12 protein-coding genes are annotated in these 18,444 nt (G+C 69.5%); 6 read left to right on the forward strand and 6 right to left on the reverse strand.

Translation table 11 applies throughout. The annotated features are described in order from the left end of the window. Positions 1–14: 14 nt before the first annotated feature. The 3 genes from AC5P6H_RS15965 to folE all read right to left on the reverse strand — a co-directional run bounded on the left by AC5P6H_RS15965 (position 15) and on the right by folE (position 2,896). Positions 15–716, reverse strand: coding sequence for a DUF4194 domain-containing protein (locus AC5P6H_RS15965; RefSeq protein ID WP_005421303.1), 702 nt, complete (start codon positions 714–716; stop codon positions 15–17). Beyond that, complete coding sequence (locus AC5P6H_RS15970; protein WP_032960145.1) at positions 703–2,172, reverse strand: DUF3375 domain-containing protein; 1,470 nt, start codon at positions 2,170–2,172, stop codon at positions 703–705. The genes AC5P6H_RS15965 and AC5P6H_RS15970 overlap by 14 nt, the downstream gene beginning before the upstream one ends. Before the next feature lie 112 nt (positions 2,173–2,284). After that, positions 2,285–2,896 carry a GTP cyclohydrolase I FolE gene (gene folE / locus AC5P6H_RS15975; RefSeq protein ID WP_004141296.1) on the reverse strand — a complete coding sequence of 204 codons (612 nt, stop codon included), beginning with the start codon at positions 2,894–2,896 and terminating at the stop codon, positions 2,285–2,287. A 599-nt stretch (positions 2,897–3,495) separates the two neighbouring features. Here folE and AC5P6H_RS15980 point away from each other — a divergent pair. The 6 genes from AC5P6H_RS15980 to AC5P6H_RS16005 all read left to right on the forward strand — a co-directional run bounded on the left by AC5P6H_RS15980 (position 3,496) and on the right by AC5P6H_RS16005 (position 9,181). Then, the gene (locus tag AC5P6H_RS15980) at positions 3,496–3,951 is read left to right on the forward strand and encodes a MarR family winged helix-turn-helix transcriptional regulator (RefSeq protein WP_012481667.1); all 456 of its coding nucleotides are present in this window, start codon (positions 3,496–3,498) and stop codon (positions 3,949–3,951) included. A gap of 113 nt (positions 3,952–4,064) precedes the next feature. Continuing rightward, positions 4,065–4,274, forward strand: a complete 210-nt coding sequence (locus AC5P6H_RS15985; RefSeq protein ID WP_010487502.1) for a DUF1656 domain-containing protein — start codon at positions 4,065–4,067, stop codon at positions 4,272–4,274. Beyond that, positions 4,271–5,188, forward strand: a complete 918-nt coding sequence (locus AC5P6H_RS15990) for an efflux RND transporter periplasmic adaptor subunit (protein ID WP_049442557.1) — start codon at positions 4,271–4,273, stop codon at positions 5,186–5,188. The genes AC5P6H_RS15985 and AC5P6H_RS15990 overlap by 4 nt, the downstream gene beginning before the upstream one ends. Then, the gene (locus AC5P6H_RS15995) at positions 5,185–6,645 is read left to right on the forward strand and encodes an efflux transporter outer membrane subunit (protein WP_495202875.1); all 1,461 of its coding nucleotides are present in this window, start codon (positions 5,185–5,187) and stop codon (positions 6,643–6,645) included. The genes AC5P6H_RS15990 and AC5P6H_RS15995 overlap by 4 nt, the downstream gene beginning before the upstream one ends. A 3-nt stretch (positions 6,646–6,648) precedes the next feature. Next, the gene (locus AC5P6H_RS16000) at positions 6,649–8,688 is read left to right on the forward strand and encodes an FUSC family protein (RefSeq protein ID WP_014648929.1); all 2,040 of its coding nucleotides are present in this window, start codon (positions 6,649–6,651) and stop codon (positions 8,686–8,688) included. A 94-nt stretch (positions 8,689–8,782) separates the two neighbouring features. Next, a complete protein-coding gene (locus tag AC5P6H_RS16005; protein WP_049405551.1) occupies positions 8,783–9,181 on the forward strand; it encodes a hypothetical protein in 399 nt (132 codons plus the stop codon). A 220-nt stretch (positions 9,182–9,401) separates the two neighbouring features. Here AC5P6H_RS16005 and recD read toward each other — a convergent pair whose 3' ends face one another. Genes recD through recC form a run of 3 tightly spaced genes read right to left on the reverse strand, consistent with a single transcriptional unit; the run spans position 9,402 to position 18,297 of the window. Continuing rightward, on the reverse strand, positions 9,402–11,282 hold the full coding sequence (gene recD / locus AC5P6H_RS16010; RefSeq protein ID WP_197574247.1) for an exodeoxyribonuclease V subunit alpha: 1,881 nt from the start codon (positions 11,280–11,282) through the stop codon (positions 9,402–9,404). Further along, on the reverse strand, positions 11,279–14,956 hold the full coding sequence (gene recB / locus AC5P6H_RS16015; RefSeq protein ID WP_241887649.1) for an exodeoxyribonuclease V subunit beta: 3,678 nt from the start codon (positions 14,954–14,956) through the stop codon (positions 11,279–11,281). Before recB ends, recD begins: the two co-directional genes overlap by 4 nt. Beyond that, positions 14,953–18,297 carry an exodeoxyribonuclease V subunit gamma gene (recC, locus tag AC5P6H_RS16020; RefSeq protein ID WP_041863987.1) on the reverse strand — a complete coding sequence of 1,115 codons (3,345 nt, stop codon included), beginning with the start codon at positions 18,295–18,297 and terminating at the stop codon, positions 14,953–14,955. The genes recB and recC overlap by 4 nt, the downstream gene beginning before the upstream one ends. Positions 18,298–18,444 lie beyond the last annotated feature (147 nt).

The following is an 18,444-nucleotide window of genomic DNA, read 5'->3' on the forward strand; positions in this document are numbered from 1 at the left end:
GATGGTCGGGTCTCTCAGGCCTCGGCGGCCGGGGTTTCACGCAGCTGGCGGTAGACCGCCGAAAGCTGGGATACGTCTTCGGCGGAGAACAGCAGCTTCAGCGCCGGCGAGACTTCGTGGCGGTCTTCCTGGCCGCTGAGGCGGGTCAGGATGTGGTTGTCCTTCATCTTCTGCACCGCCGAGGCGACACGGCGGTTGAAGCCGGCGCGGTCGGTGGACAGGTTCTTCTCGTAGATGGCCAGCGCTTCGGCCATCTCGGCGTCGGCGACCACCGCGCGGTTGCCGCGCGCATCGGCCTCGGCCAGCTGCTGGCGCAGGTACAGCAGCAGCACCGAATCGATGAAGGTCAGCGGCGAGGTGCGCAGCAGCACCGGCGCATCCACGTCTTCGGTATCGGCCTGGCGGGTGAAGGCCACGCCGCTGTCACGGTCGAGCACCAGTTCCAGGAACAGGTCCGCCAGCGAGGAGCGGATGGCCGCCTCGCTGCGGATCAGTGCCGGCCACAGCTTGGCGTGGCGCAGCTGGTCGATGCTGGGGCCGATCAGCAGCTGGCACAGCGCGCGGCGTGCATCCAGCGGCAGGCGCCCGGTGTCGCCCAGGTAATACACGTCATTGCCACGGCGGGGCTGCGCCACGGCCGCCACCGGTTCGGCTTCGTAGGCGTCTTCCGCCACGTCGGCCTGCGGTGCGTCGATGGGATCTTCATGCCAGCTCATGGCGTCTCTCCTGGGTGAACCAAACCAGCGGGATGCGGGCGCGACGGACCTGGCCGTCGCCACCACGCCATTCGGCAAGCTCCTGCTCACCAGCGATCACGTTGCCGAAGCGCGTGCCCAGCGACAGGTAGCCGATGACGCTGCCAAGACCCTGCGGCGCTTCGCGCTGCGACAGTGCCTGGGCGATGCTGAGCCGCGGCTGTGCATCGAGCAGGTCGTGCAGGTCGCGGCGCAGGGTGCGGAAGTCGATTTCAGACGAAGCGACCAGATCACCGACGCTCTCCAGGCTGATGGCTGCGGCGTCGTTGTACTCGACGTTGCCATCGACCTGGGCGCTGCGCGGATCGTGCAGCTTCCACTGCGACCACGAGCGCAGGCGGCTGGTGGTCAGCTGCAGGTCGCGGCCGATGCCGCGTTGTGCGGGGAATTCGTCGCGCAGGGCCAGCGCTTCGGACTGCGCCTGCTTCAGCAGCTGGTTGAGGCGGCGCTGTTCCAGATAGCCACGGCTCTGCACGAAGCCACGCAGGCTGCGCGCGAAATTCTGCAGCACGTCGTGCACCTGGCCACCGCGCTCGAGCATGGTGCTGGTGAAGCCGCGCAGGAAGTTGCGTTCATTGCGGTCCAGGCGGCGGGCGAAGCCACGCGCCAGCACCGCTTCCAGCGCGGCATCGAGCTGGGCGCTCTGTTCGGCGTCGTTGAGCAGGCGCCAGAAGGCCTGGAAGCTGCGACCGGCATCGCTCTCGCCGATCACATCCACGCCTTCGAACAGCTGCGACAGCACATCGCCGCGCTCGCCCTCGTCGTCGATGATGCGTTCGCGGAAGTCGCGGTTGAGCTGCTCGAAATCGTCGCGCACGCGACGGAAATCCTCGGTCAGCTCGTCGGCCAGGCCGATGATCTGGCGCGCACGCTCCAGCGCGCGCTTGCCATCCAGCGCGACCACGCGGCCGGCACCGACGCGGGCGATCTCGGCGTCGATGCGGTCGCGCTCGTCGCGCAGTGCTGACAGGCGTGCATCCGGGTCGGACTCGGTCTGCGCGGCCAACTGCGAGAGCTGTTCGATGACCAGCGCCAGGCGGCTTTCGGTGGCGGCCACGCGCGCCTGCTCAAGACCATCGGCGAAGCGGATGGCCTGCAGTGCCGCAGTCGACAGCTCGTACTGCTCCTGGTCGGCGCCTTCGGGCAGACGGCGTTCCAGCCAGCCCTGGGCCAGCCAGTGCGCGATGTAGGCCTGCGCGGTACGCGGCAGCTCACGCGACAGTTCGTCGCCGTTGAGCTGGTCCAGCGCACGCTGCAGGCGCTCGTTGAGCACTGACGACGGCAGCGTGCGCTCGCCGTCCATCAGCAGCCCCTGCAGCAGGCCGATGATTTCCGGGGCGTGGTCGGCGGCAAGCAGCTTCCACTGGGGCTGTTCGCGCAGATGGCGGTAACGGGAGATGCGTTCGCGGTGCTTCATGCAGCGAAAGGAGTCATGAGGGCTGGCGGGGACGAGCAGCCGCCCGCGGCGGCCGCGCGGGCAGCCGTGGGCATGCCGGCCCGCAGAGGCCGGCGCAGTGCGGTCAAGCGGCTCAGCGCTTGCCGCCCACTTCGATGAAGCGCAGGAACTCGGCGCGGGTACGCGCGTCGTCGCGGAAGCTGCCCAGCATCTTCGAGGTGACCATGCTGACGCCGCGCTTGTGGATGCCGCGGGTGGTCATGCATTCGTGGGCACCTTCGACGACCACACCGACGCCGATCGGCTGCAGCACATCCTGGATGCACTGGGCGATCTGCGCGGTCATCTTCTCCTGCACCTGGAAACGGCGGGCGTAGGCTTCGACAACGCGGGCCAGCTTGCTGATGCCCACCACCTTGCCGGCCGGCAGGTAGCCGACGTGGACGCGGCCGATGATCGGCGCCATGTGGTGCTCGCAGTGGCTTTCGTACTCGATGTCACGCAGGACGATCAGTTCGTCGTAGCCGGCCACTTCCTCGAAGGTCCGCTCCATGTAGGCGCGCGGGTCGTCGCGGTAACCGCTGAACCAGTCGCCATAGGCTTCGGCGACACGGCGGGGGGTATCCAGCAGGCCTTCGCGGGACGGGTCCTCACCGGCCCAGCGCAGCAGGGTGCGCACGGCATCCTCGGCCTGGTCCTGGGTCACGTCGCCCTGCGGGGCGGCCTTTTCGTTGTTCTTGCTCATTGCGTACAGCGTCCCGAACGGGGGGCGAGCATCGTACCCGACCGGGGGGTGGGTCGTCCTGTTGGGACGGTTCATCGGGGGGTTCTTCCGGCGCCTCGTTGCTGCTGAGCGAGAGGGGGAAGGGGCAGGCCGGGCAGGACACGCCGCAAGTACGTCCCTGTAGGCTCGGCCACGGCATCCATGCCGTGGACGGTCCTGCCCGGCCTGCCCCTCCCCCTCTCCGACGGTTTCCTGCGGGCGCGGCCGGACCGCCCGAAAGCGGGGGCAAAAGCGGGGGTTCATGGCTTCGGAAGCACCGCGGGCCGCTGCTGCGGTGGGTGCGGGCCGTTGGTCCGCACTGCTCCTGCCTTTAAAGAGCCAACCCACCGCGCTCGCGGGGTGATGGGAGGGCAGCGGGGGCCGGGCGGGGCGGGACCGTCCGCGGCATGGATGCCGCGGCCGAGCCTACAGGGACGTACTTGCGGCGTGTCCTGCACCGTCCGGCCCCCGCTGCCCCACCCGACACCAAGCGGGCGCAACGCTTTCCTCAGTATTCCTACCCACCCATTCAGCAATACCTATTGATAGGAATGAAATTAGTAGTATCCTATCTATCTCTTATGGACCGACCCCTCGACGAGCGCACCGTGCTGCAGATGCAGCTCAGCTCCGGCCTGCTGTACGCAGGGCGGCAGTGGCAGCGCCTGGCCGACAGCCGGCTCGGCAGCTACGGCATCTCCACCGCCTGCACCATGCCCCTGCTGATGATCGGCCGCTCCGGCGGTGGCATCCGCCAGGTGGCGCTGGCCCAGCAGCTGGGCATGGAGGGTCCTTCCCTGGTGCGCCTGTTGGACAAGCTGTGCGCCAGCGACCTGGTCCGCCGCGAGAGCGACGCCAGCGACCGCCGCGCCAACCTGCTGTGGCTGACCGACGCGGGCCATGCGCTGGTCAGCGAGCTGGAAGACCAGTTGATCGGCCTGCGCCAGGACGTGTTCGGCGAGCTTTCCATGGATGAACTGCACGCCGTGCTGAAGGCATGGCGCCTGCTGGCCGAGGCCGCCGACCGCATCACGTAAGACCGCTGCCCCCGAATACCGCCGCTGCCGTGCACACGCCAGCGGCTTTTACCCGTTGCCGTTGTTTCGTTGTTCCTCCCCTCCCCTCCCCCACCTCGCCCCCGCCCCTACCGATGCCCGGTGAATTCAGTCTCCACGGAGTGTTCGTCCCGACCCTGCTCGGGCTGATGTTGTTGGCCTACCTGGTCAACAGCGGCCTGCACGCGCTGCTGCAGCGTGCCGGCGCCTATCGCCACGTATGGCACCCGGCGCTGTTCAACCTGGCCCTGTACGGGATCGTGCTTGGCCTGCTGTTCCACCTCCTGCGTTGGATGCAATCGTGAACAAGATCGTGAAGAAGACCCTGCCGGTGCTGCTCACCAGCGCAGCCGTGATCATCGCCCTGCTGGTGCTGCGCCAGCTGTGGGTCTATTACATGGATGAGCCGTGGACCCGCGATGCCCATGTCGGCGCCGACGTGGTGCAGGTGGCGCCGGACGTGTCCGGGCTGGTGGAAACGGTGCAGGTGGCCGACAACCAGGCGGTGAAGAAGGGTGACCTGCTGTTCGTGGTCGACCGCGCCCGCTACCGCATCGCGCTGGAGCAGGCCCGCGCCAACCTGGCCGAGCGCCAGGCATCGGTGGCGCAGCTGCGCCGCGAGATCGGCCGTGACCGCAGCCTGCAGGACCTGGTCGCCGCCGAGGACGCCGAAGTGCGCCGCGCCAAGCTGCAGGCCGCACAGGCTGCGCTGGCCACCGCACAGGCGGCGGTCGACCTGGCCGAGCTCAACCTGGGCCGCACCGAAGTGCGCGCACCGGCCGATGGCCGGGTCAACGACCGCACCCTGCGCGTGGGCGACTACGTGGTAGCCGGCAAGCCGGTGCTGGCGCTGCTGGATACCGGCTCGTTCCGCATCGATGGCTACTTCGAGGAAACCCGCCTGCGCGGCGTGGCCCCGGGGCAGCGCGTGGACATCCGCCTGATGGGCGAGTCGGCCCCGCTGCGTGGCCATGTGGAGAGCATCGCCGCCGGCATCGAAGACCGCTACCGCAGCAACGGCAGCACCCTGCTGCCGAACGTGACCCCGGCCTTCGACTGGGTGCGGCTGGCACAACGCATTCCGGTGCGCATCGCCATCGACGAAGTACCCAAGGGCGTGGAACTGATCGCCGGCCGTACCGCCACGGTGACCGTGGACACCGGCCGCCATCCGCACAACGACAAGGCCGGCACTGCGCCGACACAGGCGGGCCTGTGAACGCCGCCCTGCCCCGTCTCGGCCTGATCGTTGCGCTGGCCAGCCTGGCGGCCTGCAAGACCGTCGGCCCGGATTACGCCCTGCCGGAAGGCTCGGCCTTCAAGGGCCCGCAGGCCAATGCGGCCTTCATCGATACGCAGAACCCGCAGGTGGCCGCCAACCAGGCGCTGCCCGACCGCTGGTGGTCGCTGTACAACGACCCGGTGCTGGACGGCCTGATCACGCAGGCGCTGCGTGACAACGTCGAGCTGAAGGCCGCCGATGCACATCTGCGCCGTGCCGCGGCGGTGTACGAGCAGGCGCTGGACGCCGGTGGCTTCGAGTACGAGGCCGAGGCCGGGGTCAGCCGCGCGCAGCTGTCGGCCGAATCGTTCCTGCAGGAGCACGAGCTGCCGGTGATCAACCTGGCCGATGGCAAGTTCGCGGTCAGCTACCAGTTCGACCTGTTCGGCAAGCTCAAGCGCGGCGCCGAGGCAGCGCGTGCCGACGAGCAGTCCGTTGCTGCCGCGCGCGACCTGGCCCAGGTCAGCGTGGTCGCGCAGGTGGCCGACAGCTATCTGGAAATCTGCCACGCCAACCACGAGCTGCACGTGGCCGAACATTCGCTGCAGCTGCAGCAACGCAGCCGTACGGTCACCGAGCGCCTGATCGCGGCTGGCCGTGGCACGCCGCCGGAACTGGCCCGCGCCAATGCCCAGGTCGCGCTGCTGGAAGCCGCGCTGCCGCCGCTGCGCGCGCAGCGTTCGGCGGCCGCCTATTCGCTGGCCGCCCTGCTCGGGCAGACCCCGGGCCAGCTGCCGGCCGGCGTGATCGACTGCGCGCACGCGCCCAGCCTGGCGCAGCCGCTGCCGGTCGGTGATGGGCGTGCGCTGCTGCAGCGCCGTCCGGACGTGCGCCAGGCCGAACGCAAGCTGGCCTCGGCCACCGCGCGGATCGGCGTGGCCACCGCCGAGCTGTACCCGGACATCCGCCTGGGTGCCTCGGTGGGTGCCGCCGGCCTGCTGGAAGACTTCGGCACGCCGATGACCCAGCAGTGGTCGATCGGCCCGCTGATCTCGTGGACGCTGCCGTCCTCCGGCACGCACGCACGCATCCACGCCGCCGAGGCGGGCGCCGATGCCGCGCTGGCCGAGTTCGACCACACCGTGCTGCAGGCGCTGCGCGAGACCCAGACCGCGCTGGACCGCTATGCGCAGGACCTGCGCCGGCTGCAGTCGCTGCGCACTGCGCAGGAACAGGCCGCATTGGCCGCCGAGCAGAACCGCCGGCTGTACCAGGGCGGCCGCACGCCGTACCTGTCCAGCCTGGATGCCGACCGCAGCCTGGCCACCAGCGATGCCACCCTGGCGGCCGCCGAAGCGCAGGTCTCGCGCGACCAGATCCACCTGTTCCTGGTGCTGGGCGGTGGCTGGCAGGCAAGCGCCACCGCGCCCAACGCCTCGACCGCAGCGAAGTAAACCATGAACGCGCTGACCGACCGCCAGGCCTGGCTGTTCTCGATCAAGACCTACCTGGCCGCAGTGGCCGCGCTGTACATCGCCATGGCCGGCAACCTGTCGCGCCCGTACTGGGCGATGGGCACGGTGTACATCGTCAGCCAGCCGCTGCTGGGCCCGACCCGGGCCAAGGGCGTGTACCGCATCGTCGGCACCTTGGTGGCCGGCCTGGCCACCCTGCTGGTGCTGCCGGCGCTGGTGGAGACGCCGCTGGTGCTGAGCGCGGCCATGTCGATCTGGCTGGCCGGCTGCCTGTTCATGGCCCTGCTCAACCGCGGCCCGCGCGGCTACGCGTTCCTGCTGGCCGGCTACACCACCGCCTTCATCGGTTTCCCTGCGGTGACTTCGCCGGAGACCATCTTCGACACGGTGGTGGCACGCAGCGAGGAGATCATCCTCGGCACGGTCGTGGCGGTGCTGGCCGCTTCGCTGCTGTTCCCGGCCTCGGTACGCCCGATGCTGCGCGCGCGCATCGGCAACTGGATGGAGGACGCCGCGCAGTGGTGCCGGCAGATCCTTGAACGTGGACGCGCGCACGCGCCGCGCAACCGGCTGGCCGCCGACCTGGTGCAGTTCGAGGCACTGATCGAATTCCTGCGCCGCGATGATCCGCGCCATGCCGGGTCTGCGGTGTCGATGGAGCGCCTGCGTGAGCGCATGCTGCTGCTGTTGCCAGTGCTGTCCTCGATTGCCGATCGCCTGAGTGCGCTGCGCAGCGACGGCCAAGCCCTGCCCGAAGGGCTGCCGGCGCTGGTCGATGACATCCACGATTGGCTGGATGGCCCGACCAACGCCAGTGAATACGCCCGCCTGCGCGCGCGCATCAGCGCGCTGAAGCCGCAGGTGGACCGCGACCTGCAGCATCTGCAGCTGGCCAGCCTGCTGCTGCGCCTGGAGGAACTGGTGGACCTGTGGCAGGACTGCCGCACCCTGCAGCACGCCATCGACCACGGCACCGCGCCGCTGGACCGCGCGCATTACCGCATCCGTACCGAACGCGTGGCCGCCGACAAGCACGTCGACTACGGCATGGCGCTGTTCTCCGCGCTCAGTGCCGGCGTGGCACTGATGAGCTACTGCGTGCTGTGGATCGCGCTGGGTTGGGAGGGCGGTGGCAACGGCGCGATGATGGCCGCGGTGACCGCGGCGTTCTTCGCCGCGCAGGACGACCCGGCACCGAGCATGGTGTCGTTCCTGGTGTGGGCCATGGTCGCCTCGGTGGTGGCAGGCGTGTACCTGTTCGGCGTGTTCCCGGCCGTGCACGACTTCGGCCTGCTGGCGCTGGTGCTGGCGGTGGCGTTCCTGCCGCTGGGGCTGATGCTGCACCACCCCAAGAGCGCGCTGTTCGCACTGCCGCTGACGGTGAACCTGGCCGCGCTGTTGAGCCTGCAGAACACCTACAGCGCCAACATCCAGACCTTCCTCAACTCGTCGATCGCGATGTTCATCGGCATTGGCTTTGCGGTGGTGATGACCCGCCTGTTCCGTTCGGTGGGTGCCGAGTGGACCGCGCGCCGGCTGGTGCGGCAGGGCTGGACTACGCTGGCCGAGGCCGCCGAAGGGCGCGGCCAGCAGGACCGCCAGCGCTTCGCCGCACGCATGCTCGACCTGCTGGGCCTGCTCGCGCCGCGCCTGGCGGCAACCCCGGAGGGCAGCGACATCGCCTCGGTGGATATGCTCAACGAAGCGCGCATTGGCCTGAACATCCTGCAGCTGCGCCGCGCGCGGCTGGAACTGCCCGAGCGCAGCCGCGAAGCGGTCGAGCACATTCTTGAGGAGATCGCCGCGCACTACCGGCGGCAGATTGCCGCACGCAAGCCGATGGTGGCGGCCGACGCATTGCGCGAGCGGCTGGATACCTCGCTGGGACGGGTCGGCAGCGTAGCCGCCTGCAAGGCACGTGACGAGGCGCTGATGGGCCTGATCGGCCTGCGCTTCGCGCTGTTTCCGGAGGCGAAGGCGCTGGCGCCGGGCCTGGCCATGAGTGCAGCCGAACAGCCGTAGCGCGATACCCTGTGCGTCCACAGACCCCGTTGCCGGGATCGGATCCTTCGCCGCGAGCGAAGGCTCTGACCCCTGCTCTGCCCAGGAAGCTCCAATGAGTTACGACATGATGGTGTTCGAGGCCAGCGCCGCGCCACGCGAGGCGGCAGCGTTCATCGCCTGGTTCGAAAAGCAGACGCAGTGGAACGAGCGCCACGAGTACGACGACCCGGCAGTCAGCAGCGCGGCGCTGCAGGCGTGGTTCGCGGAGATGGCGCAGGACTTCCCGCCGTTGAACGGCCCATTGAGCAACGACGATGACGACCGCGCCGAGGTGACCGAGTACAGCATCGGCCAGCAGGTGATCTACGGTGCGTTTGCCTATTCGGTGGCCGAGCGTGCGCATGGCCGCGTGCAGGACTTGGCCGAAAAGCACGGCGTGGGCTTCTTCGACGTGAGTGCCGATGAAGCGGCGATCGTGTTCCCGGATGGGCTGGTGTTGATCGCGGAATAGGTGCGGCGGCAGGGCTGCGCCCTGCACCTGCCGAATCAACGGCAACGTCAAATGCGCGCTATCCGTGGGTTGGCGGGGCGGGTCCACGCCATGCGTGGATGAACGTCGGAATGATCGAAGTACGCATTTGTAGAGTCGAGCCATGCTCGACTGCTTTTGCCTGGCGATCAGGTGAAGGGGTCAGAGCCCGTTCCCGGTGGGAACGGGATCCGACCCCGATTCAGAACAACTGGCCCTGCACCGTGGGCTGTTCGAGGCGCGCCGGTGCTTCGGCCACCGCTTCCGCACCCAGCCGCCAGGCCAGGCCACCCAACCGGCTGGCGTGGCGTTTCAATGCGGCCTGCAGCACCTCTGCGCTGCCCGCCACATGCAGCACCTGGCGGGCGCGGGTGAGGCCGGTGTAGACCAGTTCGCGCGACAGCACGCGGCTGTCCTGGCGTGGCAGCTGCAACCACACTTCATCGAACTCCGAGCCCTGTGCCTTGTGCACGGTCATCGCAAAGGCGCTTTCGTGCGCGGGCAGTGCTGCGGGGTGGAAGGCGCGCGGCTGCTCGACGGTGTCGCCGGGGAACCAGGCCACCATCGCGCCGCTGCGGTCGCGCAGGCAGATGCCGATATCGCCGTTGAACAGGCGGTGCCGGTAGCTGTTCTCGGTCACCAGCAGCAGGCGGCCCTGGAAGTAGCCCGGGGTGTTGCCGGCCAGGAGTTGCTCGATACGGCTGTTGAGGCCACGCGCGCCCTGCGGGCCTTCGCGCAGCGCGGTCAGCACGCGCAGTCGCCCGGCCTGCTGCAGGGCAAGCACCGGATCGGCGGCGTCGGCCAACGCACGCCAATGGCCCAGCAGGTGCTCGCGCTGGCCGCGCAGCGGGTCTGCCTCACCTTCATTGAAATGCACGCCTGCCAGTTCACCGCCGCGCAGCAGCTGCAAAGCGGCGACGGCGTCACCCTCGCGCACGGCATCTGCCAACGGGGCCAGCACCAGTGCATCGCTCTGCCGGTACCCTCGTTGCAGCTGCACGCGGCGGCCGGCGAAGGTGTTCGGTTCGGCCTGGGGCTGCAGCGTGGACGGCGCCAGCAATCCACGCAGCGCCTGCGCGTCATCGGCGCGGGTGCCGATGCCATCACCGCTGGCACGCAGGATCGCACTGAGTACGTCGCCGGCCTCCACCGACGGCAGCTGGTCGGGATCGCCGAGCAGGATCAGCCGCGTGCCGCTGGCGATCGCATCGACCAGCTTGGCCATCATCGGCAGATCGATCATCGAGGCTTCGTCGACCACCACCACGTCCACCGGCAGCGGATTGTCGGCGTGGTGGCGGAAGCGCGGCGAATCCGGGATCACGCCGAGCAGGCGATGCAGGGTGGTGCCGGAACTGGGCAGTGCCGCGCACAGCGCCGGGTCCACGCCGTGCTCCTGCAGGCGCTGCACGGCCAGCCGCAGGCTCTCGGCCATGCGTTCGGCGGCGCGCCCGGTGGGCGCGGCCAGCGCCACCTCGGGCAGCGGCTGGCCAGCGTGCCGGGCCTGTGCGGCCAGCAGCAGCAACAGCCGCGCGATGGTGGTGGTCTTGCCGGTGCCGGGACCGCCGGTGACCAGCGCCAGCGGATGGCGCAGGGTCACGCCGGCGGCGCGTGCCTGGTGATCCTCGCTGCCCAGTGCCTGCGGGAACAGCTGCGCGAACAACGGTGCCAGCGCGGCCATGTCCGGTGCCGGCAGCGGATGCCGGCCGATGCGCTGCAGCCCGGCCGCCAACTGCCGCTCGTACTCGCGATAGCGGCGCAGGTAGAGCAGGCCGTTCTCCAGCACCAGCGGCGCATCCTCGGCGATGGCATCGGCCTGCTCCGGCGTCGCTACCCAGGGCGATGCGCGCAGCTGCGCCAGCCAGTCCTGCGCGGCAGGCCACTCGGGCACGCCGTCCAGCAACCGCTGCGGCTGTGCCGGATCAAACCCGGCGTGGCCCTGCGACACCGCCAGCGAGGCGAGCGCGGCCGCCAACGCCACACTGTCCGGCGTGTCGCCGCGCAACCGCTGCAGGCTGGTCGCCAACGCGTGATCGAGGGTGCGCAGCAGGCCCTTCTGGTGCAGTTCCTTCAGCAGGCTCATGCGCTGGCCCCACGGGCACGTGCGGCCAGTTCGGCCTGGGCCTGTTCGCCACCTGCGAACAGTGCGTCGAGTGCATCCACCAGCGCGAACGGGAAGCGGTCCACATGCACGCCGTTGCCGGCAGCATCCAGGCCGCGGCAGAACAGGTAGCGGATGCCCCCCATGTCGCGCTCGTAATCGTAGGCCGCGCCCAGACGGAAGCGCAGCCAGCGATGCAGGGCCACGGTATAGATCAGCGCCTGCAGGTCGTACTCGCTGTGGCGCATGGCAATGGCCAGCAGGTCCGGACTGTAGCCGGGCAGCCGGTTGGATTTGTAGTCGAGCACGTACCAGCGCCCGTCGCGCACGTAGGTCAGGTCGATCATGCCGGTCATCAGCCCTTCCAGGCGGCGGCGCTGGCCGAAGCCGCGACGCGCACTGGAAACCCCATGTGCATGCAGCAGCTGCAACAGCGCCGGTACCGTGGTCGGTTCGATGGCGAAATGGAAGTCGATTTCCGCGCGCCGCTCGCCTTCGCCCAGGCTGTGCAGCGCACCGCCCTCGGGCAGTGGCACGGTGAGCGTGTGGCCGACCAACGGCACCAGCACCGCCACGCCATCGTCCAGGTCGACGTCGGCATAGCCTTCATCGTGCAGCGCCTTGCGCAGCACCTCGGCCTGGCCCTTGGGCGCTTCCAGGCCCGGCTGCCAGCCCCCCCACGCAGCGAAGTCGACGTTCTCCATCGCCTCGTGCAGCACGTTGCCGAAGCGGCTGCCCATGAAGCGCGGGTCGACCGGCGGGCTGTCTTCGACGGCGGCGGGTTCCGGCAGCGCGGGCTCCAGCGGCAGTTCCGGGCCCGCGGGTTCGTCGGCGGCGGGCGCCGGCAGCTCGGTGGCGGCGGCTTCAATATCACTGCCAGCGCCCGCGTCGGCATGCGCCAGCTGGGTGAAGCTGTATACCCACCAGTCGTGCGGCACGCGCCGGGTCAGTGCACGCACTGCCGGAAGATCCCCTTCCACTTCGGCCGCCAGCTGCGGCAGCGCGGCCACTGTCTCACTGTCATCGATGTGCACGTCGGCGTGCGCGCGCAGCGCCTGCAGGTCGCCCAGCAGCGGCGCCAGGCGCGTCTTGCCAAGCCCGGCCAGATCACCCACGGCGATCCACAGCGCATGCTCGGCGCGGGTCAGTCCCACATACAGCAGGCGCGCATCCTCGGCCCGCTGCTCACGCTCGCGCTGTGTGCTGGCCGCTTCCCAGGCCTCGTCCCTGTCCAGCTTCCAGTGCAGCTGGCGCTGGCCATCGACGTGCACGGTGCAGTGCGAGGCGGTGTTCGGTGCGCCGCCGTCGATGCCGACGAAGGGCAGGAACACCAGCGGATACTCCAGGCCCTTGCTCTTGTGCAGGGTGATGATCTGCACGCGGCGTGCATCCGATTCCAGGCGCAGCAACTGCTGCTCGTCATCCTGGTCGGCGCTGGCCATCTGCCCCTGCAGCCAGTCCAGCAGGCCATGCATGCCCAGCGCCTGCGCCGAGGCTTCCTGCAGCAGTTCGCCCAGCTGCAGGTAGTTGGTCAGGCGGCGCTCGCCGTCGATCAGCGCCAGCAGGCGTTCGCCGTGCGCGGCACAGACATCGGCGATCACCGCGAACGGACCACCGCGCTGCCAGCGCTCGCGCCAGTGCAGCAGCTGCGCCTGGAACCCGCGCTGCAGGTCGCCCTCGCGCTCCATCGCCGCGATCGCACTGGCCCGCTGGCCCAGCAACACCGTGGCCAGCGCTGCACGCAGGCGGCCTTCGTCTGCCGGTTGCAGCAGCGCCAGCAGCAGCGCGCGCAGATCACGTGCCTCACTGGTGGCGAACAGGCTCTGCTTGCCCGCCGCCACTGCGGGTATGCCAACCGCAGCCAGCGCGCGCTGCACCAGCGTCGCCTCGCGATGCGAGCGCACCAGCACCGCGATATCACCAGGCTGCACCGGGCGCCCACGCAACACCGCTTTGCCCGCACGCGCCTCGACCAGGGCCTGGTGGATCGCAGCCACGCAGGCCTGGGTCGCTGCCTCACGCGAGGCATCGGCACTCATCGCCTTGTCACCCCCGCTGCGCAGCACGCGCAGGGTGAGTGCCTTGGCGGCGTGGCCGTCGTGCAGATAGTCCTCATCGGTGCGCACGCCACCGGGACGCACCGGCTCGAACTGGATGTCACGCTCGAGGAAGGCGTCCTCACCCCCGTTGTCGTACAGCGCCTGCAACGCGCGCAGCACTGACGGTCGCGAGCGGAAGTTCTGGTCCAGCACCGGCGCCTGCTGCGCCACCTGCTTGGCCTTCAGGTAGGTGTGGATGTCGCCGCCGCGGAACCCGTAGATCGCCTGCTTGGGATCGCCGATCAGGAACAGCGCCGGTGCCAGGCCGAGTTCGCGCACCTCCGGCGAATTGCCGAACACGGTGTGGAAGATGTTCCACTGGCGATCATCGGTGTCCTGGAACTCATCGACCAGCGCAATGCGGTACTGCGCGCGCAGCTGCCTTACCAGCGGCAGCCGCTGCGGGCCTTCCAGGGCCAGTGCCACGCCATCGATCAGATCGTCATAGGTCTGCACCCGGCGCGTGCGCTTCAGCGCCTGCAGGCGCTGCATGGCTTCGGCGCGAAGCGCGTGCAGGAAATTCAGCGCGGTACCACGCAGCCAGGCATCGCGTTCGGCCAGCAGCGCGACATAGCGCGCCAACGGCACCTGCACTGGCGACGACGGCGTGCGGTCGGGGAACTTCTTGTTGGTCTTGTCGGCCAGCACCTCCGGCAGCAGTGCCGGCAGGCGCTCGCTGGCCAGCAGCTCGCGCGGGTCGCCCCGCTCGGCCCAGGCCAGCAGCTGCCGGCCCAGCGTGTGCAGCCAACCCAGCTTGTAGGACACCCCGTTGATCCACTTGTTGTCGACGGCATCGCAGAGGTCGATGAAGAACTGCTCGCCATGCCCGCGCAGCGCCTGCTGCAGTTCGGTGGCGGCGGCCCGCAATGCCGGCTGTGGATCGGCCAGCGCCACCGGCCGTGGCAACGGGCGCAGAGGCGGCGCAGCCAGCAACGCGCGCAGATCGGTGGCCAGCGCGTCCGGGTTGGACCACAGCCAGGTCAGCGGCTCCAGCGTGGCCGCGTCGTTGGCGTGCACCCGCCACAGATCGGCCGCCAGTTCCTCCAACAGCTCACGGTCGCTGGCCAGTAGTTCCGGCGGATCGAAGGTATGGCCGCTCTCCAGCGCATGCTCGCGCAGCACGCGGGTGCAGAAGCCGTGGATGGTGAAGATCGACGCCAGGTCGATCTCATCGGCGGCCACCTGCAGGCGGCGCTTCAGTGCGGCGGCGCTCTCGGTGCCCCCCTGCAGATGGCGCTGCAGCACCTGGCGGGTCAGCCTCGTGTCCGGTGCTTCGCCCTCGGCCGGTTCCAGATCGACCAGGCGCGCGGCCAGCGACAGGCGCTCGCGGATGCGCTTGCGCAGTTCCTGGGTGGCGGCATCGGTGAAGGTCACCGCCAGGATCTGGCCGATGCGCAGGCCCTGCTCCACCACCAGGCGGGTGAACAGCGTGGCCAGGGTGAAGGTCTTGCCGGTACCGGCGCTGGCCTCGATCAGGCGGATACCATCCAGCGGCAGGGCCAGATAGGGATCGCCCGCCATGCGCTGGGAGTCCTCATCGACGATGGCGGTGCTCATGTGCTGCCCTCCTGGCGTGCATCGGCGCCAAGGGTGCGGCCTTCGCGCACCGCGCTGAAGACCACCTGGCTGTTGCGCAGCAGATCGGCATAGCCGGCGTCGGTGGCAAATGGATCGGCACCGCGCAGCAGCAGCTGCCAGGCGTCGCTGCTGGATTCACCCCAACTGCGGTCGCTGCCGTGCCACTGCTTCCAGCCTTCGCTGCGCTGCTTTTCGGCCGGCGCGTTGTACAGCACCCAGCCGGTGTAGGGGGCAAAGCGCAGCGGTTCACGCAGTCCGCGTTGGCGCAACTGCAGCAATGCGCGCAATGCCGCGCGTGCAGCAGGAGCGCTCAGTGCCGGCAGTACATGCGGACCGGGACCGGCGTCGCCGCCATCATGGAACTGCACCAGCGGCAGGGCATCGCCGGCAGCGTTGGCCAGCAGCCAATCCAGGCCCTGGCGGATCACCGCAGTGCCATTGAGGGTGCCAGCGCGCAGGCGCACCAGCCCGTCGGGGTGTCGATCGGCCACACGGCCATGCAGGCGCACGCCATCGATCTCCACTTCATAGCGGCGGCTTTCCAGCGGCTCGCCCCGCATCCAGCCCAGCAATGCACTGGCATACGGGCGGGTCTTCAACTGCTCCACCTCGAACTGGCGCTCGCCCAGGGGGCCCGACGGCAGCAGGCCACGCGCGCGCAGCCGCGGATACAACGGCTCGGTATCGCCACTGAGCGTGGCGCGTACCACCGCCGCCTGCACGCTGCGCTTTTCCGGCCCGCGCGAGGACAGCACCAGCGGTTCCAGGTCATCGACCTCCTCGACATCGTCGGCCAGGCGCAGGCCCAGCGACTGCGCCAGGAACTGCCCGGCCGGATCGCACAGGAAGCGGCGCAGGGTATCGAGTGCAACGTCGTCTTCCACCGCATCGTCGAGCGGCGGCAACGCGGCATCGAACCACGGCTGCAGGCCTCCGCGCGCGCCGGTGAGGCGACCGGCGGCCGGATGCCATTGGCGGCGATAGCTGAAGCGGCGTGGATCACCGTCACCGAACGCCGCCGGAGAGAACGGCTGCAGTGCGTGGCGCACGGTGAAGTCGCGGACCGCCGCAGGCGGATCGAGGTGATACGCAGCGGCGGCATCGATCAGTTCACTGACCAGCACCGACGGCTCACGCGCGCTGCCATCGCGCGGATCGGCACCGAGGTAGCTCAGGTAGAACACCTCCTGCGCGGCGGCGAACAGCTGCAGGAACAGGAAGCGGTCGTCTTCGCGGGTGGAGCGGTCGCCGGGCCGGCGGCGCGGCGTGTCCAGCTCGGCAGTGAGCTGGTTGAGACCGGCAGCCGGGTCACGGCGCGGGAAATCGCCATCATTGAGACCGAGCACGCAGATCACCCGGAACGGCAGCAGGCGCATCGGCACCATGCGGCCAAAGCTGATGCCACCGGTCAGCAGCGGCGCGCGCGTATCGGCCTCGCCCAGTGCTCCGGCGAAGTGCGCGCGCACGACCTCCGGCGGCACCCCGTCCGTGAAGCCGGCCTTGGCGGCATCATCGGCGAACTGGTTGAGCAGCTTGCGCAGGCGCTCCAGGGCACGCTGGCTGTTGGGCGAACTGGGCGCAGTCGGCAGCAGCGCATCCAGCAGCGACAGCAGGCGTTGCCGCCACTGCGCCGGCGTCAGCAGTTCGCCGAGGCGGCGCTGGTAGACCGCCAACACGCGCAACAGGCGCAGCAGCCGGTCCAGGGCGTCCAATGCGCCGCCCTCCAGCTCGATCCACGGGGCAACACCGGCCAGGTCGGCCTCGCTGCCGGTGGCATGACCGAGCACCAGGCGATCCAGCGCGAACTGCCAGGTGTAGGCGTCGTCGGCCGGGGCCTGGTGCTGGTTGCGGTGCTTCGCATCCAGGCCCCAGCGTGCGCCAGCCTGCTGCAGCCAGCCATGCAGGCGATCAAAGTCCACCGCCTCCAGGCCGGCCGCTTCGGCCAGCGGCGCGCTGGCCAGCAGGTCCAGCACTTCGTTCAGGCCGAAACGCGAGACCGGCAGGCCCAGCAGGTGCACGAACACGTCGGCCAGCGGCTCGCCGGCGAGCGGGCTGCTGTCGGCCAGTGCATAGGGAATGTGCTCGTCCTCGCCCCCACGGCCGCCGAACACGGCTTCCAGATACGGCACATAGGGGTCGATGTCCGGTGCAAGCACGGCGATCTCCCGCGCCTGCAGCGGCGGGTCGAAGCGCGGGTCCTGCAGCAGGCTGCGCAGTTGGTCGTGCAGCACCTGCAGTTCGCGCAGGCGGGTATGGCAGGCATGCACCTGCAGGCTGGGATCGTCGCTGCGCAGCCCGTCGCGCAGCTCGCCCGAGGGCAGCGCACGGCGGTGGAACAGATCGCGCTGCAGGCGATGCAGCAGGCTGTCGGACAGTCCACCTTCGGCCAGCGTCGGCCGGGTGTCGTCCTCCGGATCCGAATACGCGGCAATCTCGCCGGCCGGGTGCACCACCTCGTAGCTGCCCAGCACCGCCATGAAATCGCGCCCGGCCGCGCCCCAGGCTTCCAGCAGGCGGTTCTCACCGGCCGCTTCACCGAAGGGATCGGGCGCGCCGCTGCGCAGGCGCTCGGCCAGCGTCTGCAGGTCACCCCAGTACGACTGCACCGGCGTGGGCATATAGAAGTGCAGCTCGCCCACCCGCGCCTGGGTGGCCATCACCCGCAGCACATCGGGCGAGATGTTGAGCGTCGCGAACGCGGACATGCGTGGTGGCAGGCCCTGCGGCAACGGCTGGCCGGCGCCCTCGAAGCGGTCCAGGTAAGCCTGGATGCGGCGCGCGCGGTAGTCGTGGCCAGCGGCGATGCTGCGCCAGAGGATGGCCTGCGGGTCGGCCGGGTCGGCGCCGGCCTCCCAGCGCAGCAGCCAGTCGCGGCGCCAGGCCTGGTACTTCTCGAACACCGACGCCAGTTCACCGGCCAACGCCCACGGCTTCAATGCATCGCTACCGGCAAGATAGGACTGCAGCGCGCGCATCGGTGGCTGCGCCAGCAACGCCGGGTCGCGCAGTGCCTGGTACACCTTCCAGTGCAGGCCGGCCGCGTCCAGGTCGTCGCGTTCGCCGGGCACATTGGCGTTGAGTGCACGGGCAACGAACTCGCCCGGGGTCAGGAACTCAAGATTGGCGGCCACGCCATATTCGGCAGCGAGTGTTGCTTGCAGCCAACGCCGCATCGCCACCTGCGGAATCAGCACCACCTCCGGCGCCAGCAGCGGCTGACCCGCAACCGGCGCACGCACGTTGCGCGCCAGCAGCGCGGCCAGCACGTCCAGGGAGTTGGAATGGTAGAGGCGGAAATCGCTGCCCGGGTCACTCATCATGCACAGTGTGCAGCACGGCAGGCAGTATTCAATGGCCGGCCCATCGCCGGTACGGATTGTTCCGGGCTGCCGGCCGATTATCCCGGCCTGGCAGGGATCTTGCCGTGCCACAATACTGGACCGTCCAGTCTGCTTATGTTCAGCCGA

The sequence above is a fragment of the Stenotrophomonas sp. YJH_SMC_110 genome (genome assembly GCF_059369255.1).